Source organism: Methylobacterium brachythecii (genome assembly GCF_014196345.1).
Classification (GTDB): Bacteria; Pseudomonadota; Alphaproteobacteria; order Rhizobiales; family Beijerinckiaceae; genus Methylobacterium; species Methylobacterium brachythecii.
Genome location: NZ_JACIDN010000007.1, coordinates 125,117 through 148,042, shown reverse-complemented (window position 1 = coordinate 148,042; position 22,926 = coordinate 125,117). Strand labels below are relative to the sequence as shown.

22 protein-coding genes are annotated in these 22,926 nt (G+C 67.6%); 13 read left to right on the top strand and 9 right to left on the bottom strand.

Features of this window, described 5'->3' with window-relative positions; translation table 11 throughout:
- Positions 1-106: 106 nt before the first annotated feature.
- Entirely contained in the window at positions 107-313 is a 207-nt protein-coding gene (locus tag GGR33_RS18880) for a hypothetical protein (protein ID WP_183508065.1), read from the top strand.
- Positions 314-322: 9 nt separating this feature from the next.
- On the opposite strand, the gene GGR33_RS18875 is transcribed toward GGR33_RS18880, so the two are convergent.
- Positions 323-610 (bottom strand): hypothetical protein, encoded by a 288-nt coding sequence (locus GGR33_RS18875; RefSeq protein WP_183508063.1) that lies wholly within the window; start codon positions 608-610, stop codon positions 323-325.
- A gap of 310 nt (positions 611-920) precedes the next feature.
- On the opposite strand from GGR33_RS18875, the gene pstS reads away from it, so the two are divergent.
- The 6 genes from pstS to phoB all read left to right on the top strand — a co-directional run bounded on the left by pstS (position 921) and on the right by phoB (position 6,347).
- The gene (gene pstS / locus GGR33_RS18870) at positions 921-1,955 is read left to right on the top strand and encodes a phosphate ABC transporter substrate-binding protein PstS (protein ID WP_183508061.1); all 1,035 of its coding nucleotides are present in this window, start codon (positions 921-923) and stop codon (positions 1,953-1,955) included.
- 142 nt (positions 1,956-2,097) lie between these two features.
- Complete coding sequence (gene pstC, locus GGR33_RS18865; protein WP_183508060.1) at positions 2,098-3,072, top strand: phosphate ABC transporter permease subunit PstC; 975 nt, start codon at positions 2,098-2,100, stop codon at positions 3,070-3,072.
- Between the two features lie 23 nt (positions 3,073-3,095).
- Complete coding sequence (gene pstA, locus GGR33_RS18860) at positions 3,096-4,001, top strand: phosphate ABC transporter permease PstA (RefSeq protein WP_183508058.1); 906 nt, start codon at positions 3,096-3,098, stop codon at positions 3,999-4,001.
- A 57-nt stretch (positions 4,002-4,058) separates the two neighbouring features.
- Positions 4,059-4,856, top strand: a complete 798-nt coding sequence (gene pstB / locus GGR33_RS18855) for a phosphate ABC transporter ATP-binding protein PstB (RefSeq protein WP_425488802.1) — start codon at positions 4,059-4,061, stop codon at positions 4,854-4,856.
- 44 nt (positions 4,857-4,900) lie between these two features.
- Positions 4,901-5,614 (top strand): phosphate signaling complex protein PhoU, encoded by a 714-nt coding sequence (gene phoU / locus GGR33_RS18850; RefSeq protein WP_183508054.1) that lies wholly within the window; start codon positions 4,901-4,903, stop codon positions 5,612-5,614.
- Between the two features lie 34 nt (positions 5,615-5,648).
- Positions 5,649-6,347: a phosphate regulon transcriptional regulator PhoB gene (gene phoB, locus GGR33_RS18845; RefSeq protein ID WP_183508052.1), complete on the top strand. Its 699-nt coding sequence runs from the start codon at positions 5,649-5,651 to the stop codon at positions 6,345-6,347.
- Positions 6,348-6,468: 121 nt separating this feature from the next.
- Here the strand turns inward: phoB and GGR33_RS18840 are convergent, their stop codons facing one another.
- Positions 6,469-7,008 carry a GcrA family cell cycle regulator gene (locus tag GGR33_RS18840; protein WP_183508372.1) on the bottom strand — a complete coding sequence of 180 codons (540 nt, stop codon included), beginning with the start codon at positions 7,006-7,008 and terminating at the stop codon, positions 6,469-6,471.
- A 567-nt stretch (positions 7,009-7,575) separates the two neighbouring features.
- Here GGR33_RS18840 and GGR33_RS18835 point away from each other — a divergent pair.
- The 5 genes from GGR33_RS18835 to GGR33_RS18815 all read left to right on the top strand — a co-directional run bounded on the left by GGR33_RS18835 (position 7,576) and on the right by GGR33_RS18815 (position 13,113).
- A complete protein-coding gene (locus GGR33_RS18835; RefSeq protein WP_183508050.1) occupies positions 7,576-8,454 on the top strand; it encodes a cell envelope integrity EipB family protein in 879 nt (292 codons plus the stop codon).
- A 172-nt stretch (positions 8,455-8,626) separates the two neighbouring features.
- Positions 8,627-8,962, top strand: coding sequence for a hypothetical protein (locus tag GGR33_RS18830; protein ID WP_183508048.1), 336 nt, complete (start codon positions 8,627-8,629; stop codon positions 8,960-8,962).
- Positions 8,963-9,152: 190 nt separating this feature from the next.
- Positions 9,153-10,097 carry a DHH family phosphoesterase gene (locus tag GGR33_RS18825; RefSeq protein WP_183508046.1) on the top strand — a complete coding sequence of 315 codons (945 nt, stop codon included), beginning with the start codon at positions 9,153-9,155 and terminating at the stop codon, positions 10,095-10,097.
- A gap of 140 nt (positions 10,098-10,237) precedes the next feature.
- Complete coding sequence (locus GGR33_RS18820) at positions 10,238-10,714, top strand: VOC family protein (protein WP_183508045.1); 477 nt, start codon at positions 10,238-10,240, stop codon at positions 10,712-10,714.
- A gap of 254 nt (positions 10,715-10,968) precedes the next feature.
- Positions 10,969-13,113, top strand: a complete 2,145-nt coding sequence (locus GGR33_RS18815) for a putative bifunctional diguanylate cyclase/phosphodiesterase (protein ID WP_183508044.1) — start codon at positions 10,969-10,971, stop codon at positions 13,111-13,113.
- Positions 13,114-13,286: 173 nt separating this feature from the next.
- Here the strand turns inward: GGR33_RS18815 and GGR33_RS26600 are convergent, their stop codons facing one another.
- Together GGR33_RS26600 and GGR33_RS18805 are read right to left on the bottom strand one after the other, a co-directional pair.
- On the bottom strand, positions 13,287-13,538 hold the full coding sequence (locus tag GGR33_RS26600; RefSeq protein WP_183508043.1) for a PilZ domain-containing protein: 252 nt from the start codon (positions 13,536-13,538) through the stop codon (positions 13,287-13,289).
- Between the two features lie 182 nt (positions 13,539-13,720).
- A complete protein-coding gene (locus tag GGR33_RS18805; protein WP_183508042.1) occupies positions 13,721-15,022 on the bottom strand; it encodes a DNA polymerase IV in 1,302 nt (433 codons plus the stop codon).
- A 47-nt stretch (positions 15,023-15,069) separates the two neighbouring features.
- On the opposite strand from GGR33_RS18805, the gene GGR33_RS18800 reads away from it, so the two are divergent.
- Positions 15,070-15,888, top strand: coding sequence for a cobalt-precorrin-6A reductase (locus GGR33_RS18800; protein WP_183508041.1), 819 nt, complete (start codon positions 15,070-15,072; stop codon positions 15,886-15,888).
- Between the two features lie 58 nt (positions 15,889-15,946).
- Here the strand turns inward: GGR33_RS18800 and cobJ are convergent, their stop codons facing one another.
- The 5 genes from cobJ to cobN are packed head-to-tail and all read right to left on the bottom strand — an operon-like array spanning position 15,947 to position 22,926.
- A complete protein-coding gene (cobJ, locus tag GGR33_RS18795; protein WP_183508039.1) occupies positions 15,947-16,705 on the bottom strand; it encodes a precorrin-3B C(17)-methyltransferase in 759 nt (252 codons plus the stop codon).
- On the bottom strand, positions 16,702-17,490 hold the full coding sequence (locus tag GGR33_RS18790; RefSeq protein ID WP_183508037.1) for a precorrin-2 C(20)-methyltransferase: 789 nt from the start codon (positions 17,488-17,490) through the stop codon (positions 16,702-16,704). Before GGR33_RS18790 ends, cobJ begins: the two co-directional genes overlap by 4 nt.
- Positions 17,490-18,122 (bottom strand): precorrin-8X methylmutase, encoded by a 633-nt coding sequence (locus tag GGR33_RS18785; RefSeq protein WP_183508035.1) that lies wholly within the window; start codon positions 18,120-18,122, stop codon positions 17,490-17,492. The genes GGR33_RS18790 and GGR33_RS18785 overlap by 1 nt, the downstream gene beginning before the upstream one ends.
- Positions 18,123-18,142: 20 nt before the next feature.
- Positions 18,143-19,540 (bottom strand): precorrin-3B synthase, encoded by a 1,398-nt coding sequence (gene cobG / locus GGR33_RS18780; protein ID WP_183508033.1) that lies wholly within the window; start codon positions 19,538-19,540, stop codon positions 18,143-18,145.
- On the bottom strand, positions 19,537-22,926 hold the full coding sequence (gene cobN / locus GGR33_RS18775) for a cobaltochelatase subunit CobN (protein ID WP_183508031.1): 3,390 nt from the start codon (positions 22,924-22,926) through the stop codon (positions 19,537-19,539). Before cobN ends, cobG begins: the two co-directional genes overlap by 4 nt.

Sequence of the window (22,926 nt, the reverse complement as noted above, 5' to 3'; positions counted from 1 at the left end):
CTTAACCATAAAACTTTGTTAACCACGTTGCGCGAGGTTGGTCCGGCACGAAATCAGTCGCGCGGGCCGTTGCCGCGCCGTCGGGTGGAAACAAGGTCACGCGTTGATGGCACAAGTTGCCCTGAAGACTGACGCCGGCTTTAGCGAGCACAAGCATCCCGCGCTTTGCGGAGAGGCGCGGGAGCGCCTCGGCGTCGCCCTGCGGGCCGTCTATGAGGGCGCCATCGAGACCCAGCCAATCCCGGATGCCCAAGTCGACCTGCTGCTTCGGCTGCGTCACAAAGAACGGGATCGGCAGCGCTCCGCCGCCTGATCGGTCCGTCTACCAGCGCCGAGCGCCGGGCTGCCGCTTGTACTCGGCGGCACGGATCAGGGTCATCACCCTGTCGAGATCCTTGAGCAGCGATTTTTCGAGCAGGCGCGCTTGTTGAATATCGGCATCGTCGGTGCCGTAGCGCTGGCGCTGCTGCGCCAGGGTCAGGTCGCGCTCAATCAGCTCCCGCTCCCCGTGCAGCGCGAAAAACGCCGCATCCTGTGGGTCGAGCGGTACGGTGGGCTCGCCTTCTGGGGGCGGGGTGTCCGCCACGTCTGCCTTCTCCACTTCCAGCATCCGATGCACCGTTACCTGCTCGCCGGGACGAGTCGATCATTCTCGCCATACGAGCCTGACCGTTCTCAACGCATGGGTATGCAGACGGGTTCGGATCTTCGGTAACGCTGCGCACGTCCGCAGTTTTCTAGCGCGTTCTTCACGGGATCGTGAGCCTCGTCCCCTGATGTCATCCACCTGTCATGTCACCGTCATATGGCCGGCAGCGTCGGGAGCCTAAGGCCGGCCTGCGAAACAGGACACGGGCGTCCGTCAGCGAGAGCTTGGCGAAAGCGCCGCGGCCGTTCGCCGACACGACACGGAGATGCAATTGAAACCCTTCGCTTTCGCGCTGGCCCTCGGTCTCGCGACCGTCCAGCTCGCCTCCTCCGCTCTGGCCGCCGACATCACCGGCGCTGGCGCCACCTTCCCCTTCCCGGTCTACTCGAAGTGGGCGGAAGCCTACCGCAAGGAGAGCGGCAACGGCCTGAACTACCAGTCGATCGGTTCCGGCGGCGGCATCAAGCAGATCCAGGCCAAGACCGTCGATTTCGGTGCGACCGACGCCCCGCTCAAGGGTGAGCAGCTGACCAAGGACGGCCTCGTCCAGTTCCCGACCGTCATGGGCGGTGTCGTCACCGTCGTGAACATCGCCGGTCTCGAGCCGGGCAAGCTGAAGCTGACCGGCGACATCATCGCCGACATCTACGCCGGCAAGATCTCCAAGTGGTCTGACCCGAAGATCGCCAAGCTCAACGAGGGGCTGAAGCTCCCCGAGGCGAACATCACCCCGGTCTACCGTTCGGACGCCTCGGGCACGACGAACATCTTCACCACCTACCTGTCGTCGGTCTCCGAGGGCTGGAAGAAGGAGTTCGGCGCCGCGACGACGATCTCCTGGCCGGCCGGTCAGGGCGGCAAGGGCAACGAGGGCGTCACCGCCAACGTCAAGCAGGTCCCGAACTCGATCGGCTACGTCGAGTCCGCCTATGCCAAGCAGAACAAGCTCGCCTACGCCCTGATCCAGAACAAGGCCGGCAAGTACCCGACGCCTGACGACAAGGCCTTCCAGGCCGCTGCCGCCAGCGCCGATTGGAAGGCCGCTCCCGGCTTCGGCATCTCGCTGACCAACCAGGCCGGTGACGACGCTTGGCCGATCACCGCCGCGACCTTCATCCTGGTCCACAAGGAAGCTGCCGACGCCGCCAAGACCGCCGACGTGCTCAAATTCTTCGACTGGTCCTACAAGAACGGCGGCAAGCTCGCCGCCGATCTCGACTACGTGCCGCTCCCGGCCAACGTCGTCGGCCTGATCCACGAAGAGTGGAAGACCATCAAGAGCAAGGACGGCAAGCCCGTTCTCTAACTCGACCCGACCCGGCTCCTCCCCGCTCGGGGAGGAGCCATCTCGCCCCGCTCCCAAGAGGGAAGGGGCGATGAACGCAGACCCTACGATCGCCTTGTATTTCCGCCCGCGTTAAACGCCCCGCACCCAAGAGCATCAGCGGATGACCGCTTTGACCGAACAGATCGCCCTGGCCAGCGACACCCGCTCGAGCCGAACCGCTCCGAGCAAGGGGCTCGACCGCGTCTTTCAATTGGCTGCCCTCGGCTCCGCGCTGCTGGTGCTGCTGGTGCTCGCAGGCATTCTCGGGTCGATCATCTACGGCGGCTGGCCCGCCTTCCGCGAATTCGGCTTCGGCTTCATTACCTCCAGCGCCTGGAACGTTGGATCCGAACAATACGGTGCGCTCGTCGCCGTGCTCGGGACGCTCGCCTCGGCCTTCCTCGCCCTGCTGATCGGCGTGCCGATCTCGATCGGCATCGCGATCTACCTGACGCAGCTCTGCCCCGGCTGGGCGCGCAAGCCCGTCGCGATGACCATTGAGCTGCTCGCCTCGGTGCCGAGCATCATCTACGGCATGTGGGGCCTCTTCATCTTCGCGCCCCTCTTCGCCCGCTACATCCAGATCCCCGTTTCCAACGTGGTCGAGGGCCTGCCGATCGTCGGCACCATCCTCTACGCTCGCGTCCCCTCGGGCGTCGGCGTGCTCACCGCCGGCATCATCCTCGCCATCATGATCGTGCCCTTCGTGGCCTCGATCACCCGCGACATGCTCGACCAGATCCCGACCGTCCTACGCGAGAGCGCCTACGGTATCGGCTGCACTACCTGGGAGGTCGTGCGTCACGTCCTCGTGCCGCAGGCCTCCGTCTCGATCATCGGAGCGATCATGCTCGGCCTCGGCCGCGCGCTTGGCGAGACCATGGCGGTGACCTTCGTGGTCGGTAACGCCAACCGCCTCTCGGCCTCGATCTTCGATCCGAGCTCGACCATCGCCTCGCGCATCGCCAACGAGTTCAACGAGGCGGACGGCATGCAGCTCAACGCGCTGATGGCGCTCGGCTGCCTGCTCTTCGTCATCACTTTCATCGTCCTGATCATCGCCCGGCTGCTGACGCGCCGCGCGAAGGTCGCCTGAGCGACAGACAGGAGTCTCGACCGATGGACGCCCAGAACCCCATCCTCGCTCCGGCCCCGGCCGGCGCACCCTCGCTCCGCGCCAACCGCGTCCGCCCCAGCCGGCGCGTCGCGGACAAGATCCTGATCACGGCGAGCACTGCCTTCACGATGCTTGGCATCTTGGTTCTCGGCTCGATCCTGCTCATGCTCATCGTCGAGGGACTGAAGGGCTTCTCGCCCTTGCTGTTCACGCAGCCGACACCCGGTCCCGGCTCGGAAGGCGGCGGCATCGCCAACGCCATCGTCGGCAGCCTGGTGCTGACCTTCCTCGGCATCGTGATCGCCACGCCGGTCGGCCTGATGGCCGGCACCTTTCTTGCCGAATATGGCCGCGGCTCGAAGCTGGCGGACCTGATCCGCTTCCTCAACGACATCCTCCTCTCGGCGCCGTCGATCCTGATCGGCCTGTTCGTCTACACCCTGATGGTGCGGCCGATGGGGACCTATTCCGGCTGGGCCGGCGGCGTGGCGCTCGCCATCATCGCGACCCCCGTGATCGTGCGCACCACAGAGGACATGCTGCGTCTCGTCCCGAGCCAGATGCGCGAAGCCGGCGCGGCGCTCGGCGCTCCGCCGTCCCACGTCATCAAGACGATCACCTGGCGCGCCGCGTCGGCGGGTATCGTCACCGGCATCATCCTGGCACTCGCCCGCATCGCCGGTGAGACCGCGCCGCTGCTCTTTACGGCGCTGAACAACAACAACTGGTTCAACGCCAACCTGCTCGGCGGCATCCCGAACCTGCCGGTGATGATCTACCAGTTCGCCCTCTCGCCCTACCCGAACTGGCAGGGGCTCGCCTGGGCCGGCGCGCTGCTCATCACGATCACCATCCTGGCGCTGTCGGTCATCGCGCGCCTCGTCATCAAGGACCAGCGGGCGCGCTGATCGCGCCCCGCCCCGCAACCCGCTGAGGACTCTCCGATCATGAGCCCGACCAACTCGATGAGCAGCGCGCTCTCAGGCCGAAACCCGGCCGACGAATCCGCGCCGGTCCGCATCGCCGTCAAGGATCTGAATTTCTATTACGGCCAGTTCCACGGCCTGAAGAACGTCAACCTGAACTTCCACGACCGTCAGGTCACGGCGCTGATCGGCCCGTCGGGTTGCGGCAAGTCCACCCTGCTGCGCACCTTCAACCGGATCTACTCGCTCTATCCGGAGCAGCGCGCCACCGGCCAGATCCTGCTCGACGGCCAAAACGTGCTCGACGCCAAGGTCGACCTCAACGAGCTGCGCGCCCGCGTCGGCATGGTCTTCCAGAAGCCCACGCCCTTCCCGATGTCGATCTACGACAACGTCGCCTTCGGCCTGCGCCTCTACGAGCGCCTGCCGAAGTCCGAACTCGACGGTCGCGTCGAGGACGCGCTGCGCAAGGCCGCGCTCTGGGACGAGGTTAAGGACAAGATGAAGCAGGCCGGCACCGGCCTGTCCGGCGGTCAGCAGCAGCGCCTCTGCATCGCCCGCTCCGTGGCCCAGCGCCCCGAAGTCATCCTGTTCGACGAGCCGACCTCGGCCCTCGACCCGATCTCGACGGGTCGCATCGAGGAACTGATCGAGCAGCTGCGCACCGAGTTCACGATCGTCATCGTCACGCACAACATGCAGCAGGCTGCGCGTATCTCGCAGTTCACGGCCTTCATGTATCTCGGCGAGCTCATCGAGTTCGCGCCGACGACGAAGATCTTCATGAACCCCGACAAGCGCCAGACCCAGGACTACATCACCGGCCGCTTCGGCTGAGCCTGTCGCCCCTATCCTGAACTGGCCCGCGCCGGAGCCCGTACATGTCCGAACACATCGTCTCTTCCTACGACCAGGATCTCGAAGACCTCCGCCGCCAGATCGCCGAGATGGGCGGCGTGGCCGAGAAGATGATGGCCGACGCCACCGTGGCGCTGGTTCGTCGCGACACGGCCCTGGCCCAGGCGGTCATCGTCTCCGACAAGCGCCTCGACGTGCTCCAGCGTGAGATCGAGGAGCGCTCGGTGCTGCTCATCGCGCGCCGCCAGCCGCTCGCCATCGACCTGCGCGAGACCATCTCCGGTATCCGCGTCTCGGGCGACCTGGAGCGGATCGGCGATCTCGCAAAGAATATCGCCAAGCGCGTCCTGGCGATTGCCGATCAGACCCAGCCGCAGAAGATCGTGCTCGGCGTGGAGCATATGAGCGACCTGGTGCAGGAGCAGCTCAAGGACGTGCTCGACGCCTATGCGAGCCGTAACCTCGACGCCGCCCACGACGTCTGGGAGCGCGATGGCGCCATCGACGCGCTCTACAACTCGCTGTTCCGCGAGCTGCTGACCTACATGATGGAAGATCCGCGCAACATTTCGTTCTGCACGCATCTCCTGTTCTGCGCCAAAAACGTCGAGCGCATCGGCGACCACACCACCAATGTCGCCGAGACGATCCACTACCTCGTCACCGGCGAAACTCTGGCGGGAGAGCGCCCCAAGAACGATGCTTCGAACTATGCGACCGTGCAGCCGGGCGCGTAGGATCGGGCACAACCCCTAGTTTGCCGGCCGGCCGATGCAAGCCCGTATCCTGATCGTCGAGGACGAGGAATCTCTCACGACGCTGCTGCGCTACAACCTCGAAGCTGAAGGCTTCGAGGTGACCTGCGCGGCGCGCGGTGACGAGGCCGACCTGCTGCTGCGCGAGCAGCTTCCCGACCTCATCCTGCTCGACTGGATGGTGCCGGGCCTGTCGGGGATCGAGCTGTGCCGGCGCATCCGTGCCCGCCGCGAGACCGAGCAACTGCCCGTCATCATGCTGACGGCGCGCGGCGAGGAGGGTGACCGTGTCCGCGGTCTCGCCACCGGTGCCGACGACTACATCGTCAAGCCCTTCTCGGTGCCCGAGCTGCTCGCTCGGGTGAGGGCGTTGCTGCGCCGGACCAAGCCGGCCCACGTATCCGGCACGCTCCTGGCCGGTGACATCGAGCTCGATCGCGTCAGCCACCGCATCCGCCGCTCCGGCCGCGAGATCCATCTCGGCCCGACCGAGTTCAAGCTGCTCGAATTCTTGATGCGAAGCCCCGGCCGCGTCTTCTCCCGCGAGCAGCTCCTCGACGGCGTCTGGGGGCACGACGTCTACATCGACGAGCGCACCGTCGACGTGCATGTCGGCCGTCTGCGCAAGGCGATCAACCGGCCGAAGCAGAGCGATCCGATCCGCACCGTTCGCGGCTCCGGCTACTCTTTCGACGAGATGTTCACGGAAGTCTGAGGCTTCTCTTCGCCGTCATCGCTTCGCTATGCTCGCAATGACGGCGGAGCCTAAGAAAAAGCCGTCGGATCGTGACCCCACGGCTTCGAGCCGGCGCCGCAGCGCCGGGCAGTTCAAAAAATCAGCGGATGCCGGCGACGCGGCGATCGCGCTTGCGCTCGGCGGCAGGCTGGTAGGCGATCTGGGCGTGCTGGGTGCAATAGGGCAGGCCGGTGATGGCCCGGCCGCCGCAGAAGCGAAAGTCCGGCGACGTCGGGTCGCCGAGCGGCCAACGGCACATCGACTCCCGCAGATCCATGATGGTGACCCGCTCCGAGACGGCGAGTCCGTTCGGCTCCTTGGCCGCGGCCGGCGGCGTGATCGGGAATGAAGGAGCGGGACGATGCGAGATCACCGCAGGGGGCTCCGAAATGGTCTGCTCGCTCGCGAGCGCGTCGGCAGCCTCGGACTCCGTTTCCACCTTCTTGCGGCCGGTGACTTGGCCGGCGCCGTTCGGCTTCACACGGCCGGCGAGGCCGAGGCGGTGCACCTTGCCGATGACCGCGTTGCGGGTCACGCCGCCGAGCTGCGCCGCAATCTGGCTCGCGCTCAGGCCGTCCTCCCATAGACGGCGGAGCAGCTCGACGCGCTCGTCCGTCCAGCTCGGGATCGCTTCCACCATGGCCCCCTCCGATTCAGTCGCGCTCATCGATGGCCCGGTGCTCCGCGCAGTCGTGTTGGTTGGCGATACGCAACAAGCCCGCCACGCGCGTTCCGGCGACCTGTCGATGATGTCCGCCGAGCCCTCTCCCGGTGGACGGATGGACCCTACAGGAGGGCTCCTTCCCGGCGCAAGCGCCCCGTTTGGGACGATGATGGTTTCCACCAGCAAAGCTTGATGCGCAACCGAAAACCGCCCGCAGACGAAGCCTTCGATACGCTTTCGCCCGTCAAGGCAGCCGATACGACGATCCACATCGGATGCAATGAAGATTTCGAGACGTTCCAGAAATTGCGGACAGTTTGAATGAGCGTCGCGTCAAGGTGAAATTTTCGGGTTTTGTTGCTCGTGAACGCAAATTTGGGCTTGCAATCGCGATCGGATAGTATTCTCGACAGGGCGCAACGCAGGTTTGTCGTTAGCGATCAAGCACCTATGTGAGGGCCGGACTGGTCCGCGATCCGGCCCCAGAAATCCCATGATCGGGGTTTCTCTGGTGCCACGAAATCTGGTCCTTCGGGAGATGTCATGCGCCTTCGCTACGCGACCGCCTTCGCCTTTCTCGCGTCCGCGATACCCGCCGGTGCCGCGCCGGCGCAAGGCGCACCAGCCACGCCCGCCGAGGCGCCGATCCGGCTCGCCAACCATCGCGCCGTCTACGACCTGTCGCTGGCCAAGAGCGAGGGAACCCGCGCGGTCGAGGCGGTGCAGGGGCGGATCGTCATCGATTTCGCGGGCGATGCCTGCAAGGGCTACACGATCCAGACCCGGCAGGTGACGATCCTTTCCTCCGGCGAGTCCGGCGAGCGCACCTCGGATCTACGCAACACCACCTACGAGACCGGGGACGGCAAGAGCCTGCGCTTCAAGACCGGAGCTGTCCTCAACAACCAGCCGTCCCCTGACGTCGACGGCACAGCGGAGACCTCCGCCGAGGGCGTGAAGGTCAAGCTGAAGGAGCCCAAGCGCGACCAGTTCAAGGTGGACGGCACGGTGCTGTTTCCGAGCCATCACATGCTGAGGTTGATCGAGGCGGCCCGGAAGGGCGAGACCACGGTCGCGGTGAAGGTGTTCGATGGCTCAGACGACGGACGCAAGGTCTACGACACGCTGGCCGTGATCGGCCGACCCTCCGCCGCCACGCCAGCATCCGCCAACACCGACCGCGACAAGCCTCTGCGCGAGGGCGAGATGGCCACGATGCGTCGCTGGCCGGTGACGCTCAGCTATTTCACGCAAGGGGAGGGCGAGCGCACGCCTGTCTATACCCTGAGCTTCGATCTCTACGAGAATGGCGTCAGCGGCGCGATCCATCTCGATTACGGCGACTTCGCCATCGACGGCACCGTCAGCCGCTTCGACATGGCCAAGGCCGATCCGAAGGCGGAAGGCGAGTGCGGGAAATAGCGCGCGCTCGTTCTGCGCTGCGGCGGCCTCTTCCCATCGGCCGGGCCGCCGCGAGGCGCTCGATGCAGAGGTCCCAGCGCAGGCTATCGTCGCACGCCGGTCTCGGACATCGGCCAGAAACGAAAGCCCGCCAGAGACAGAGCCGCTCGATCTTCTCTGGACGTTCACCGACATGACGCTGCTTGGTTCCGGGACGCTGGCCCTCGCCGTGGCTTTTACCATCGCGATGCTCGGTTGGGCGAAGTCGACACCGCGCGGGATGACGAGCGGTCGCCTGTGCTGCCTCCGGCTGCTGGTGATGGTCGCGCTGGCATCCGCCGTCGCGCTGGCGACGGCCTCGCCGTCTCTCGCGCGCCGCTCCCACGGGACGCAGACCAGTGCGGCGAACGCGACGCCGGCCAATGCTGGCGAAGCGGTCTGCCGCTCGCGGGCACGCGACTATGCCTACGACAAGCACGCCGATCCCGGCCAGGAACGTCTCTTCTTCGACAAGTGCATGGGTCACTGACGGGCGGCGGCGAAGAGCCGAGACTGCCCCGCCCGGCGCGATATCGAAGAAGCGGCGCCCGGATCGCGCGGATGCCGGGAACGCCGGTGTGGTTTTGTTTTCCAATTTTCGAACCAGGCCGATCTTCTTACTTCGTTTTAAGGTGGAGCCGAGAAAGTCTTTTCCGAGAGCAGGAAAGGACCGATCTTCTATGTCCGAGCAGACCTACCGACTGGTGACGCGCAGTGATTTCGACGGGCTCGTGTGCGGCATGCTGCTGCGCGAGGCCGGCCTGATCGACGACATCAAGTTCGTCCATCCCAAGGACATGCAGGACGGCATCGTCCCGATCACCGATCGCGACATCATCACGAACCTGCCCTACGTCGCAGGTTGCCACATGGCCTTCGATCACCATTCGAGCGAGGCCAAGCGCGCCGGCGGCGAAATGCGCGCCAACCACGTCATCGACCCGAACGCCCCCTCGGCTGCCCGCGTGGTCTATGACTATTACGGCGGCGCGGCCGCCTTCCCGAAGATCGGCGCGGACCTGATGGCCGCCGTCGACAAGGCGGATTCCGCGCAGTTCAGCCGCGAGGAGATCCTCGACCCCAAGGGCTGGGTCCTCATGAACTTCCTGATGGATTCGCGCACCGGGCTCGGCCGCTTCCGTAGCTTCCGCATCTCGAACTACGAGCTGATGATGCAACTCATCGAGAATTGCCGCGACCTCACCGTCGAGCAGGTTCTCGCGCTCCCCGACGTCCAGGAGCGCGTCGAGATGTACATGGCGCACCGCGACCTGTTCCGCGCCCAGCTTCAGCGCTGCGCCCGGACGCACGGCAAGCTCGTCGTTCTCGATCTGCGCGACGAGGACGTGATCTATGCCGGCAACCGCTTCATGATCTACGCGCTGTTCCCCGAGTGCGATATCTCGGCCCACGTCATGTGGGGCATGAAGCAGCAGAACACCGTCTTCGCCATCGGCAAGTCGATCCTCGACCGCGGCTCGGCCGTCGATGTCGGCTCGGTCTGCCTCGGTTATGGCGGCGGTGGTCACAAGGCGGCCGGTACCTGCCAGATCGCCAACGACCAGGCCGAGCGCGTAAAGAACGAGCTGATCGCCGTGCTCAACCCGATGATGCAGGCCGCCTGAGCGGCCCTGCCTCCTCCCTGTAACGTCTGACCCTTTGAAGGCCGCGCGCTGAACAAGTGTGCGGCCTTCGGCTGTCGTCCCCTGGCAGAAGCAGGCATCGTTTCGGCACGCCAAGAAACGATTCGAGGGAGACGCCCGCAATGTCGAAGGTCAGTACCTGCCTCTGGTTCGAGCGCGACGCAGAGGAGGCCGCCCGCTTCTACACCTCGCTGATCCCGGGCTCGGCCGTCGACCACGTGCAGCGCTCGCCGGCGCAGTGGCCTGCCGGCGAGGCCGGCGACGTCATCCTCGTCCTCTTCAATCTCGCCGGGCAGAGCTACCAGGGGCTGAACGGCGGCAACCGTGCCGATTACGGCACGGCCGCCTCGATCTCCGTCACCTGCAAGGATCAGGCGGAGGTCGACCGGCTCTGGGGCGCGCTCACCGCGAATGGCGGATCGGAGATCGCTTGCGGCTGGCTGCGCGACCGCTGGGGTGTGCCGTGGCAGATCGTTCCCGAGATTATGGTGCGTCTGCTGGCCGATCCTGACCCCGCCGTCGCCAACCGCGCCTTCACGGCGATGACGACGATGGTCAAGCTCGACGTGGCCGCCCTGGAGAGGGCGGCGGCCGGCTGACGACGGCGAAGGCAGATCGCTGGAGCGTTCCGCCTCGGTCCAAGGATGATCGTGCGCAACCTTGGTCGTACGCCAATGTCTCGACTGCGATGCCAAGCATTGATCGGAGCGCTGAAAGTGATCGCGAAAATCTAATTTCCAAGATTCACTGTGTCTGGCCCTCGGTGAGGAACCAGTTGTTCGCCTCGTTGCTTCCAGGTTGAGCGGCGAGACGTGTCTCCAGGCGCGTCGAAGGGGACATCGACGACGCCATCATGATGCGTGCGGCTCTTGCCAAAAGACATTCAACCGACCCGGGGCGGGCTCCCGCCGGTCGGGCGACCGAACAGCTCTACAAACTGTTGGCCGACAACACGACGGATGTCGTCATCTGGTTGGACCTGTCCGTCCGGCGCCGCTACATCTCGCCCGCCATCAAGACGGTCCTCGGCTACGAGGTCGACGAACTCATCGGCACGCATCCACTCGCGACCGTGCATCCGAGCGAGACGAAGGCGTTCCAGCTCATTCTCGACGACCTCGCGCAAGGCAGGATCGAGGATGCGCTGGCGGTGCAGCGCTATCGGCATAAGAAGGGCCACTGGGTCTGGGTCGAAGCCTCGTTCAAACTCACCCGTGATCCCCGCGGGCAACCGACCGGCTACGTCGCGGCGCTCCGGGACGTGTCCGCGCGAAAGGCGACCGAGGACGCGCTCCGCCTGAGCGAGGAACGCCTGTCGCTGGCGCTCGACAGCGGCAGCGACGGCCTCTGGGATCTCGATCTCACGACGGGAGAGATCGAACTGTCGAGCCACTGGTTCGACATGCTCGGCTACCGGGCGAGCGAGATCGTCCCGCACATCAACACTTGGCACGACCTCGTTCATCGCGACGATGCCGAGCGCTCACGCCGGCTCTTCCTCGATCACCTAAACGGATCCACACCGGCTTACGAGTGCGAGTATCGCCTGAGGCGAAAGAACGGCGACTACGCCTGGACGCTGGCGCGCGGCAAGGTCGTCTCCCGCGACCAGAACGGCCAGGCGCTGCGCGTCGTCGGCACCCACATCGACATCACGCGCCGCAAGGAAGCCGAGCTGAAGATCGCCCACATGGCGACGCACGACGCGCTGACCGGCTTGCCGAACCGCGCCCTGTTCCGGGAGCGTCTCGACGAGGAGTTGGCCACCGTGCGCCAGCAGGGCGGCGGCTTCGCCATCCTCGCCTGCGACCTCGATCGCTTCAAGACGGTCAACGACAGCCTCGGCCATCCGGCCGGCGACGAGCTGCTCCGCGTCATCGCGCGACGGCTGACCTCCGTGCTGCGCGACGTCGACACGGTCGCCAGGCTCGGCGGCGACGAGTTTGCGATCATCCTCAGTCAGACGGACGATCCGCGATCCGTCAGGGCCGCTGCCCATCGCATCATCGAGGTCGTGGGTGAGCCGGTCGACCTGTGCGGGCATTCCGCGAGTATCGGCGTCAGCTTGGGCGTCGCGCTCGGACCGGGAGCCTCGGCCAGTGGCGATCAGCTCTTCCGGCATGCCGACATCGCGCTCTACCGGGCCAAGAAAGCCGGGCGGAACACGTTCTTCTTCTACGACGACGGCATGGGCTCCGAGGCCTCGGAGCGAACGTTGCTCGAACTCGACCTGCGCGAGGCGGTCCTGCGCAGCGGGTTCCTGCTGCATTACCAGCCGATCGTCGATGCGGCGAGCCGGACGGTGAGTGCGTTCGAGGCGCTGATGCGCTGGACACACCCCCTGCGCGGCGCCATTCCGCCGGCCGAATTCATTCCGTTGGCCGAGGAGACCGGGCTGATCGTGGCGCTCGGTACCTGGGCCCTGCACGAGGCCTGCCGTGAGGCCGCCTCTTGGCCAGGCGATCTGCGGGTTGCCGTCAACGTTTCGGCGGTCCAGTTCACTCAGCCCGGCCTCGAGCAGGTCGTTCGGGACGCTCTCTCCGCGTCGGGACTGCCAGCGGACCGGCTCGAACTCGAAATCACCGAGAGCGTGCTGATGAGCGATGCCGAGAGCGTCGTCGCCAGCCTGCACCGGCTGCGCGACCTGGGCGTGCGCATCGCCCTCGACGACTTCGGAACCGGATATTCCAGCCTGAGCTACCTGCGCCGGTTCCCCTTCGACAAGATCAAGATCGATCGCAGCTTCATCCGCGACATCGGCAACGAGGAGACGGCGGCGATCGTGCGGGCGATCGTCGGCCTCGGCGAGCGCACCGGAGCGACGATCACGGCGGAGGGTGTCGAGACCGAAGAGCAGTTCGAGAGCGTCTGCCGGGAAGGCTGCACCCAGGTCCAGGGCTACCTCTTCAGCAAGCCGCTGCCAGCCTCGCGCGTGACGGGCTTCGTCGAAGAACTGGGACGCCGCGCCATTGAATCCGGGATGTCCGTCGCGGGTTAGGAGAGCTAGGCGGCTCTGGTGTTTCGCGGTCGGGGAAGCGGAGGCCGTAGCCGCCTACGCCTGAGCGCTCGCCATGTGTCTTCCGGCAGCAGCCTCGGCGGCCCTCCCGATCTGGATGGGGCTTCGATGCGCTCCCGGTTCGTCTCCGTCTCCGAGACTTCGTGGACGTCAACTCAATCCGTGAAGACGACACCCATCTTCGGCCCGATCCGCCAAAGAACACGGCATGGTCTCGGCGTCTCATCTTCTCTCGCAGCCAACAAAAAGTGGTCTGGTAGTTTCGTAGAGTCCTCGACCTCTATCTTCGCGCCGCGCTCCGTGATGTTGAGCGTCATGCAGGTATATGTCGTCGAGGATTCCTGAACGACTGCAAATCCGAACTTGAACAGATCTTGTCTCGGAAACTCTCGGCGTTCTTCGATCACAGCTATCGCTCCCCAGCGTTGCAATCATCATCATCGCATCGCTGGGTTAATGATTGTGATTGACTGCGGTTAACGCAGTTGTCGCGATATATAATCTGCGGTTGTGAGCTGCGAGATCAGTCAACTTGATCGAGCTGCTGAAGGCGGCGGTCATCGTCGCCTCTCGGAACGCGGCCGACGCTTCACGGCCGCCTGAAGCGCGCGGCCTCGGGCTTCGGCGCGGCCTCGGTCGGCTGGAACGTCAGGCCGCGCTGGATCGCCGCCGCCCCGAATTTTTCGCGCACCCGGTCGAGCGCGGCCTCACGCTTGGCGGTCGCCGCCACGCTACCGTCGGCGAGGTCTCCACGATCGGCATGGATCGCGGCGCAGAGATCACCGCCGCCGATGCCGATGAGGCGGAAGGCGGTGCCGTCGCAGGCCTCGCGCAGCATCGCCTCTCCCTGTCGGAAGAGCTGGTCCGCGAGCTGCGTCGGGCCGAGGCAGCCGCGGGTGCGCGTGCGCAGGCGAAAGCTGCGATCCTTCAGCTTGAGGGTGACGCTGCCGGCTGCAAGTTCGGCCTTCTTCAGGCGCGATGATACGCGCTCGCAGAGCCGCCATAGGATCGGCCGCAACTCCTCGAACCGGGAGAGGTCTGCCGAAAAGGTGGTCTCGGACGACACGCTCTTGGCCTCGCGGGTCGTCTTCACGACGCGGCGATCCTCACCACGGGCGAGTGCCACCAGCCGGTCGGCGTCACGGCCGAGCGCCGCATGCAGGCGCTTCGGATCGGCGCGGAGCAAGTCGGAGACGACGCGCACACCGGCCCCTGCCAGCCGCTCCCGCGCAGAGGCGCCGATACCGGGAAGGATGCCGACCGAGCGCGGGCCGAGAAACTCGACGGCCTCCTCGGCGGAGATGATCGAGAAGCCGCGCGGCTTGTCGAGATCGCTCGCGATCTTCGCCAGGAACTTGTTGGCCGAGAGCCCGACCGAGATGGTGATGCCGACCTCGTCCTCCACGCGCTTGGCAAAGCGGGCCAATGAAAGAGCCGGGCTCGCGCCGTGCAGACGCTCGGTGCCGGAGAGATCCAGAAAAGCCTCGTCGATCGAGACCGGCTCGACCATCGGGGTCAGGTCGAACATCATCGCCCTGACCTGCCGGCCGACGCCGACGTATTTCTCCATGTTCGGCTTGATCACCGTGGCGTCCGGGCAGAGCTTGAGCGCCTTGAACATTGGCATGGCCGAATGCACGCCAGAGATCCGGGCGAGGTAGCAGGCCGTCGAGACCACGCCGCGCTTGCCCCCGCCGATGATTACTGGTCGATCGCGCAGCTCGGGATTATCGCGCTTCTCGATGGTGGCGTAGAAAGCGTCGCAATCGACATGGGCAATGGCGAGCCGATCGCGCGCCGGATGCATCAGCAGCCGCGGCGAGCCGCAGGACCGGCATCGCGCGGCGCCGGACGGCTGGTCGGTCAGGCAGTCGCGGCAGAACGGGGTCACGGGGGCCGCTCGGGGCTCGCCGGTCTCGGCAGAGGCAAGGTGTACGAATGGATGCGAGGGCGGACAAGGCAGGCGGCCTGCCTGTCCTCATCTTAGGTGGGACGACGGAGGCCTCCGCGCTGGTGCGAGCCTTGGCCTCGTCCGCCCGTTTCGCGGTCACCCTGTCGCTCGCAGGGCGTACGGCACGGCCGGCGCCTGCTGGTGTCCCGACGCGGATCGGTGGCTTCGGCGGGGTGGAAGGGCTTGCGGCCTGGATGGCCGAGCACTGCATCGCGCGCGTGATCGACGCAACACATCCGTTCGCTGCCCGGATCTCGCGGAACGCCGCAGCGGCTTGCGCCCGAGCCGGTGTTTCGCTGCTGGCCATCCGCCGCCCGGCTTGGGAGCGCGTCGAGGGCGATAACTGGATCGAGATCGAGACCATGGATCAGGCGGCCGCCGCGATCGGCTCCGCGCCGCGCCGGGTCTGTCTCACCATCGGCCGCCAGGAGCTCGCCGCCTTCGCCGCCGCCCCGCAGCACGATTATCTCGCGCGGACGATCGAGCCGGTCGGAGACGCCGTTTCCCTACCGCGGCTGACGGAGATCTCGGCCCGCGGCCCATTCGCCGTGGCCGACGAGATCGTGTTTCTGCAGGAGGCGCGCACCGACGTGCTCGTCACCAAGAATTCGGGAGGCTCGGCGACCTACGCCAAGATCGCGGCCGCCCGCGAACTCGGCCTTCCGGTCATCGTCGTACGGCGACCGGATGTCCCGGACGTGCCCTCGGTGCCTGATGTCGAGCAGGCGTTACGGTGGCTTGAGGAAGCGATCGACCCGCCGTCGTCATTGCAGGCGCAGCGAAGCAATCCAGAGCCAACGCACTGACGTTTCTGGGTGTGGCCCTGGATTGCTTCCGCTTCACCTCGCAATGACGGTGCGGGCTTCAGCCCGGCACGCTGCGCGGCGTGTAGACGAAGGGCGCCCCTGCCTCTCGCGCGATCAGCCGCGTGCCGGAGGCGCCGATGATCACCACCGTCGCCATATCGGCCGTGGCTTCCCGCGCCTCGTCGAGGGTCAGGACGCGGATCGCCTCGTCCGGGCGTGACACGGAACGGGCGAAGATGACGGGCGTGCTGCCGGTGCGAAATTCGGCCGCGAGTCCGAGCGCATGCCCGAGCTGCCAGGGCCGCGCCGAGGAAATCGGGTTGTAGAGCGCCACCACGAAATCGGCCTGGAAGACCGCCTTCAGCCGGGCGGTGATGATCTCCCAGGGCTTCAGGTTGTCCGAGAGCGAGAGCGAGCAGAAATCCCCGCCCAGCGGAGCCCCGAGCCGCGCCGCCGCGGCGAGCATCGCGGTGATGCCGGGCTCGACCGTGATGTCGAGCTCGCGCCAGCCCGGCTCGCCATGCTCCACTGCCTCGAAGACCGCGGCCGCCATGGCAAACACGCCAGGGTCGCCCCCGGACACTACGGCCACACGCCGCCCGGAGGCCGCGAGCTGAAGTGCATGGCGCGCTCGGTCGACCTCGACGCGGTTGTCGCTGGCGTGGCGCACGAGTCCCTCTCGCTCCGGCACGCGGGCGACGTAGGGAAAGTAGCCGATCAGATCCTCGGCCTGGGCCAGGGCCTCGCTCGCGGCTTGCGTCAGCAGGCGCGGATCGCCGGGGCCGAGGCCGATGACCGTCACCGATCCGCGGTTCACGGCCGGCGGCCCTCGCCGGGCACCAAGACCATGGAGAAGTACGGCGCCTTGTCGTCGGCCTTCTCGGCAAGCGGCACGATGCTCTCGCCCGCCATGGTGCCGCGCTCGACATAGACCGCTCGCGCCAGCAGGCCGGTCGCCGCGAGCGCCGTGCGCACCTTCGGCAGGTGCCGGCCGAGCTTCATGATCACGGCGGCGTCGGCATCGCGCAGGCGCGCGAGCAGCTTGTCCTCGGGCAGCGTCGCCGGGAGCACGGTGAGCACGTCGTCGCCCCAGGTGATCGGCGTGCCGGCCCGCGTCCAGCAGCCGGACATACCGGTGACGCCGGGAATGACCTCGATCGGAAAGCGCCCCTTCAGGCGCCGCCAGAGATGCATGAACGAGCCGTAGAAGAAGGGGTCGCCCTCCGAGAGGATCGCCACGTCGCGGCCGGCGCCGAGATGGTCGGAGAGCCGCGAAGCCGCATCGTCGTAGAAGGCGGCGAGCGCCGAGACGTACTCCGCATCGTCGGGCGCCAGCTCCGTCGTGTAGGGATAGACCAGTGGAAACTCGCGGCTCGGGTCGTTCACGACGGCGTCCGCGATCGTCCGCGAATTGCCGCGCCGGCCCTTCTTGCAGAAATGGACGAGTATAGGCGCGCTCTCGAGCACGCGCAGGGCCTTGAGCGTCAGCAGTTCGGGATCGCCCGGGCCCATGCCGACGCCGTAGAGCGTGCCGGTCTTGGCCACGCGCGGCGTCTCCGGCATGTCGAGCCGGTCGGCCTCGATCCGCTCGCTCGCCTCCATCACTCGACCTCGCAGGCGAGCGCATTGACGGCGGCGGCCGTCATGGCGCTGCCGCCGCGGCGGCCGTGGACGACGATGAAGGGCACGCGGCCATCGCGGGCGAGCGCCTCCTTCGACTCGGCCGCGCCGACGAAGCCGACGGGGATGCCGATCACGGCGGCGGGCGGCGCGATGCCTTCGTCGAGCAGTTCGAGCAGGCGGAACAGCGAGGTCGGCGCATTGCCGACGGCGACGATGCTGCCCGGCAGGTGCTCGCGCCACAATTCCATCGCGGCGGCCGAGCGTGTCGTCTGCATCTGCGTGGCGAGGTCCGGCACTCGGGAATCGCCGAGGGTGCAGATCACCTCGTTGCGGGCCGGCAGGCGGCTGCGGGTGACGCCGTCGGCGACCATGCGGACGTCGCACAGGATCGGCGCGCCAACCTTCAGCGCGCGCTCGCCGGCCTCGGCGAAATCGGCGGAGGCCTCCACGTCCTTCGGCAGGTCGGTCATGCCGCATGCATGAATCATCCGCACGACGACGCGCTCGGCCGCGCCCGTGAATCGGGCGAGATCGGCCTCTGCGCGGATCATGGCGAAGGAGCGCGCGTAGATCGCGCTGCCGTCGCGGATGTAGTCGTGCCGGGGCCGCATCGTCCTGGAAATCCTGGCGGTCATGAAGAGAAGGCACCGGCTAAGGATCGGGCCGGATCGGCCCTCCTTACGCGGTCGAGCGCCGCCTCGAAAGTCAGGGAAGGCGGCTGTCCCGTCTCCCCCGGCGCACCATCGATGACGACGCGATAGAGGCCATCCTCAGCTACCAGCGTGAGATCGGCTGGACGCGGATGGGCGCAGCCCTTGGCGCAGCCGGAGACATGAGCGGTGAGACCGCGCGCGGCGAAAGGCGCGAAAGCTTCGGCGAGATGGGCGGCGTGCTCGGGAACCGGTGTGCTGCCGGAGGCACAGGCGGGCGCGCCGGGGCAGGCGGCGATGGCGCGGCGGGGATCGGCGGGATCTGTGATGAAGCCGGCCGCGTTGAGGCTGCGCAGGATCGCTTCGGCACGCGGCGGCGAAGCCAAAAGGACCAAACCACGCTCGGGCGTACACCGGACACCCTTGTCGCCAGCGATGGCGGCGGCTGCATCTAAGCCGTCGGCGGTGCAGCGGCCGAACGGCGCTTCGGCGACGATGGCTGCCAGATCGGCGCCGAGACGGACGAAGCCGGGAGGCATGGCGCTGCGCGGCTCTCCTCCCCCTTGCGGGGAGGAGTTGGAGCTGGGGGTGGTTCCGCTTGTTCCGATAGCGGCAAGCGGAACCACCCCCACCCTTTGTCCCTCCCCGCAAGGGGGAGGGAATGGCGCCTGCCGATCCGCCCGACCATCCACGTGACCCGAGGCAATGGCTGCAATGCTGGAGCGTCGAGTGTCGTCGAGATCGCGCATGCGGCGATGCTCGCTCGCGACGAAAGCCACCAGCACGCGGCCTATGGCTTGCGGTGCGTTGGCGACATCGACCTCGGGGCACCAATGGTGCGCCGTTTCCGAAGCCAACCCAATTGCAACGCAGCTTGGCGCGATAGGCCGGATCAGCAGATCGGCCTCCGCCTCACCGAGCCCCCAACGCCCACCGCTCTCGACTGCCACCAGCATTTTCGCCGACAGCCCCGCGATCGTCAGTCCCATCGCCTCGACGGCGCGTGCCAGGGCGATCGCGTCGATCAGGGCGTCGGGATCATGGCCGGCGAGCGGGCTCGTCAGAGTCAGCCGCTGCGGGCCGCCATCGGATCGAACGTCGCCGAGACCAGCCTCGGTGAGATGGGCGGCGAGCGCGCAGGCCGTCCCTTCGCTCACGCCACGGATCTGCAGGTTGCCCCGCGCGGTGATGTCGATGTGGCCGTTGCCGTAGAGCCGGGCGGCCTCGGCAACGGCGCGCAACTGGGCGGCAGTCAGAATTCCCAGCGGTGGATGTACACGCGCGAGCAGGCCGTCGCCGGTGGGCATCGGCCGGGCGAGGCTCGGGCACCAGCCGCGGCGGCTCGCGTCGTTCGGCGGGAGCCGTCGCGCGGTGCTCACTCGGCGGCGTCCCGCATCAGCGCGTCCGCCGGGGCGGCGTTGCGGCGGCTCTGCCAGAGGCCGCGCTCGCGCAACTCGTCAAAGCGATCGAGAATGGCGCGGGTCGCGTCGGGGTTGGCCGCACGTAGGCGTTCGAAGACGTCGAGATCGCCGATCCAGGCGGCATGAAGCACGTCGAGGTCGGCGCTCGACACGGCATCCGTCGTCGCGGCCAGTACGAAGATCGCGTCGATCCCCTGCGCCAGCTCCTGGGCGCCGCGCCAATTATGGCGCAGTTGCCCGTCGATCCAGCGGCGATGCGAGAGGCGGCCATGGATCAGCCGGGTGACGTCCTCGCGCGCCGTGCGAGCACGCGGCTTTTCGGGGTCGGAAACGTCGAGGCTGTAGAGCGCGGGTGGCGCGTCCTCGCGACCGGCTGCCGCGAAGAAACCGCCCATGGCGTCGGCGGCCGCATCGCCATCGAGCAGGTCGCGCTCGGCGACGTCGAAGGCGTGCACATAGGCGTCGGCGGCGGCCACGCGTGCGGCGAAGCCGCTATCGCCGGCCTCGGCATCGCCGAAGGCGTGCGAGGTGGCCGCGATATAGGCGCTGCCGAGATCGGCGCGGTCCTTCCAGGCTCCGTCGAGGGCCAGTTCGGCCGCGCCCGCGCCGTAGCGCCCCGGTGCCGCGCCATAGACACGCGCGACGGATTCACCGCGGCGGCGGGAGGCGGCGAGGGGGTTTTCGACGTCTTCCTCGTCACGCGCTGCGACGGCGCGGGCGGCGCGGTCGAGCAATGCCAGCGTATCGGGAAACGTGTCGCGAAAGGCGCCGGAGACGCGGCAGGTGACGTCGATGCGCGGGCGGTCGAGCACGGCCAGCGGCAGCACCTCGAATCCGGTGACGCGGGTGGTAGCGTTGTCCCAGGTCGGCCGCACGCCCATCAGCGAGAGGGCATGCGCCACGTCCTCGCCGCCGGTGCGCAAAGTCGGCGACGCCCAGAGGTCCATGACGATGCGGGCCGGATACTCGCCCTCGTCCTGAAGGTATCGCCGCACGACGGCATCGGCCGCCTTGGCGCCGAGCATGGTCGCGGCGCGGGTCGGCAGGCTGCGCGGATCGAGGGTGGTGAGGTTGCGCCCCGTGGGCATCACGTCGCTGCGCCCGCGAGAGGGCGAGCCGGCCGGGCCGGGCGGCACGAAGCGGCCATCGAGCGCGGCGAGCAGGCCGATGCGCTCGGCCTCGGCGCAGGCGCGAATCGCCTCGGACGCACCCGGCCCGGCGCGGCCGAAGACGTGCAGGCCGTCGCGGATCGGGGTCTCACCGAGGTCGCAGAGATGCGCGTCGAGCGTGGTCAGCGCATCGGCCATCGGCGTATCGGCGGCGATGCCGGCCCCCGCGAGCAGGCCGGCACGCCCCGCCTCGTCGAGGATGGCGGTGGCGATCAGGCCGGCGCGGCGCGGATCGAGCACGCTGGCCGAGGAATATTCCTCCACGAGTTCGCGCAGCGCCGCCGCCTCGGGCGTGAGACCGGAGGCCTCGACGCTCGGCGTGAGATGCCCCAGCGCCACACCGCCGAGGCGTCTTTTGGCAGGCGCCGCCTCGCCGGGATCGTCGACGATGAACGGGTAGATCACGGGCAGCGCGCCGATGGCGCGGGCCGGCCAGCAATCGGGCGAGAGCGCCACGGCCTTGCCCGGCAGCCACTCCGTAGTGCCGTGGGTGCCGAGATGGATCAGGGCATCGCAGCGGCTGCGAAGGCCGAGATAGAAGGCGAGATAGGCGTGCGTCGGCGGCTCGTCCGGGTCGTGATAGCCGGCCTTCCGGTCGGCGGCGCGGCCGCGATCGGGCTGGAGGAAGACGGTGAGATGGCCTTCACCGTCATTGCGAGCGCAGCGAAGCAATCCAGACGCTTCAGACGCGGAAACGTCGCCTGGATTGCTTCGCTGCGCTCGCAATGACGGTGCGGGTGAGACGGCGCGAAAACGGAATGCGCCATCCGTGCAGACCGGGTCGGCCTCGGGCTCTCCCCAGCGCTCGGACAGTTCGTCCCGTAAGTCATCGGGGAGCCCGTCGAACCACGCGCGATAGGCATCGAGCGGCACCGAAAAGCGCGTCTCGCCCTCGATCAGCGCGCGCATGAGACCGCTCTCGTCGGGCAGATCGCCGGCCGCATAGCCCGCCTTTGCCAGATCCTCGGCGATGGCGCGGGCGCTCTCGGGCGTATCGAGGCCGACCGCATAGCCGGCGCGTCCGCCCCGGGCCGGATAGTCGGACATCACCAGCGCGATCCGGCGACCCTCGCGTGGCGTCGCGGCGAGCCGGACCCAGGCGGCCGCGCGGTCGGCGAGGGCGGCGATGCCCTGCGCGTCGGCCACGGCGCGGCGGCCGATGAAGCCGTCCACGACGTCGATCTCCTCCTTGAACGAGATCGGGAAGCCGGAGAGGCGGCCGTCGAATTCCGGAAGCGCCACCTGCATGGCGAGGTCGGCTGCATTCATGCCGCGTGCGGAAGCGGCCCAGGCCTCGTGAGAGGCACCGATCGTGTAGGCCTGGAGCACGGGGCAATCCGCCTCGTCGAGGACGAAACCGGCATCCTCGCGCGCCGAGAAGGCGGTGGCCGCGATGACGATGTCCGGCCGCCGCGCCGCGATCGCCGCTCGGACCGGCGCGACAGCGTCCGGGTCCTTCAGGCTCGACACGGCGAGCGTGATGGAGCCGATGCCGCGTTCCCGCAGGGCGGCGACGATCGCCAGCGCTGGGCCGGTCTCGCCGGACAGCACGGCCGAGCGGTAGACGAGGAGCAGTGCCAGCGGCCCGGGCCCGGCGGCGCCTCGTGCGTCCTCCACGGAACACGGTCCGCAGCCTGGGCACCAGGCGAAGCCGCGGGGCAGCGCCTGTGGTGGCGCGTATGACAGCGCCGTCCCGGCCTCCGCCGCGAGGCGGCGCAGGAGGTTGCGCAGGTTGTCGATGCCGCCGGCGCGGAAATACGCGTCGAGGGTCTGAGAGAGGCCGGCGGACACCGTCGAGAAGGCATCGAGCCGCGAATCCGGCCGATCGTCGCCGGGCAACACCGCGAGCAGCACGCCATGCGCGCGCGCGGCTGCCGCGGCGCGCTCGATGCCATAGCGCCAGTAATCGAGGCCGCCGAGGCAGCGGATCAGGCAGACCTTCGCCCGCGCGATCACCGCATCGACGTAGAGATCCACCGACATTGGGTGGCGCAGCTGGGCGAGTTTCGCGAGCCGCAGCGAGGGCAGCTCGGGCTCGGCCGCATAGGCATCCGCGATCGAGGACAGGTCGCTGTCGGTGAAGGACAGCACGACGATGTCGCCCGGGCTCTGCCCGAGATCGACCGCCGCTTCGCCCTCGTCGAGCGAGACCGTGTCGACACGCAGGAGGTGCAT

Bases quoted from the DNA above. Each gene is read 5' to 3' on its own strand.
- GGR33_RS18800 (WP_183508041.1), top strand. From the start codon at position 15,070: ATGGATGCGAGGGCGGACAAGGCAGGCGGCCTGCCTGTCCTCATCTTA.
- GGR33_RS18825 (WP_183508046.1), top strand. From the start codon at position 9,153: ATGTCCGAGCAGACCTACCGACTGGTGACGCGCAGTGATTTCGACGGG.
- phoB (WP_183508052.1), top strand. From the start codon at position 5,649: ATGCAAGCCCGTATCCTGATCGTCGAGGACGAGGAATCTCTCACGACG.
- GGR33_RS18820 (WP_183508045.1), top strand. From the start codon at position 10,238: ATGTCGAAGGTCAGTACCTGCCTCTGGTTCGAGCGCGACGCAGAGGAG.
- cobN (WP_183508031.1), bottom strand. From the start codon at position 22,926: ATGCACCTCCTGCGTGTCGACACGGTCTCGCTCGACGAGGGCGAAGCG.
- GGR33_RS18880 (WP_183508065.1), top strand. From the start codon at position 107: ATGGCACAAGTTGCCCTGAAGACTGACGCCGGCTTTAGCGAGCACAAG.
- GGR33_RS18830 (WP_183508048.1), top strand. From the start codon at position 8,627: ATGACGCTGCTTGGTTCCGGGACGCTGGCCCTCGCCGTGGCTTTTACC.
- pstC (WP_183508060.1), top strand. From the start codon at position 2,098: ATGACCGCTTTGACCGAACAGATCGCCCTGGCCAGCGACACCCGCTCG.
- GGR33_RS18785 (WP_183508035.1), bottom strand. From the start codon at position 18,122: ATGCGGCCCCGGCACGACTACATCCGCGACGGCAGCGCGATCTACGCG.
- phoU (WP_183508054.1), top strand. From the start codon at position 4,901: ATGTCCGAACACATCGTCTCTTCCTACGACCAGGATCTCGAAGACCTC.
- GGR33_RS18840 (WP_183508372.1), bottom strand. From the start codon at position 7,008: ATGGTGGAAGCGATCCCGAGCTGGACGGACGAGCGCGTCGAGCTGCTC.
- pstA (WP_183508058.1), top strand. From the start codon at position 3,096: ATGGACGCCCAGAACCCCATCCTCGCTCCGGCCCCGGCCGGCGCACCC.
- GGR33_RS18790 (WP_183508037.1), bottom strand. From the start codon at position 17,490: ATGGAGGCGAGCGAGCGGATCGAGGCCGACCGGCTCGACATGCCGGAG.
- GGR33_RS18875 (WP_183508063.1), bottom strand. From the start codon at position 610: ATGCTGGAAGTGGAGAAGGCAGACGTGGCGGACACCCCGCCCCCAGAA.
- pstB (WP_425488802.1), top strand. From the start codon at position 4,059: ATGAGCAGCGCGCTCTCAGGCCGAAACCCGGCCGACGAATCCGCGCCG.
- GGR33_RS18815 (WP_183508044.1), top strand. From the start codon at position 10,969: ATGATGCGTGCGGCTCTTGCCAAAAGACATTCAACCGACCCGGGGCGG.
- GGR33_RS18835 (WP_183508050.1), top strand. From the start codon at position 7,576: ATGCGCCTTCGCTACGCGACCGCCTTCGCCTTTCTCGCGTCCGCGATA.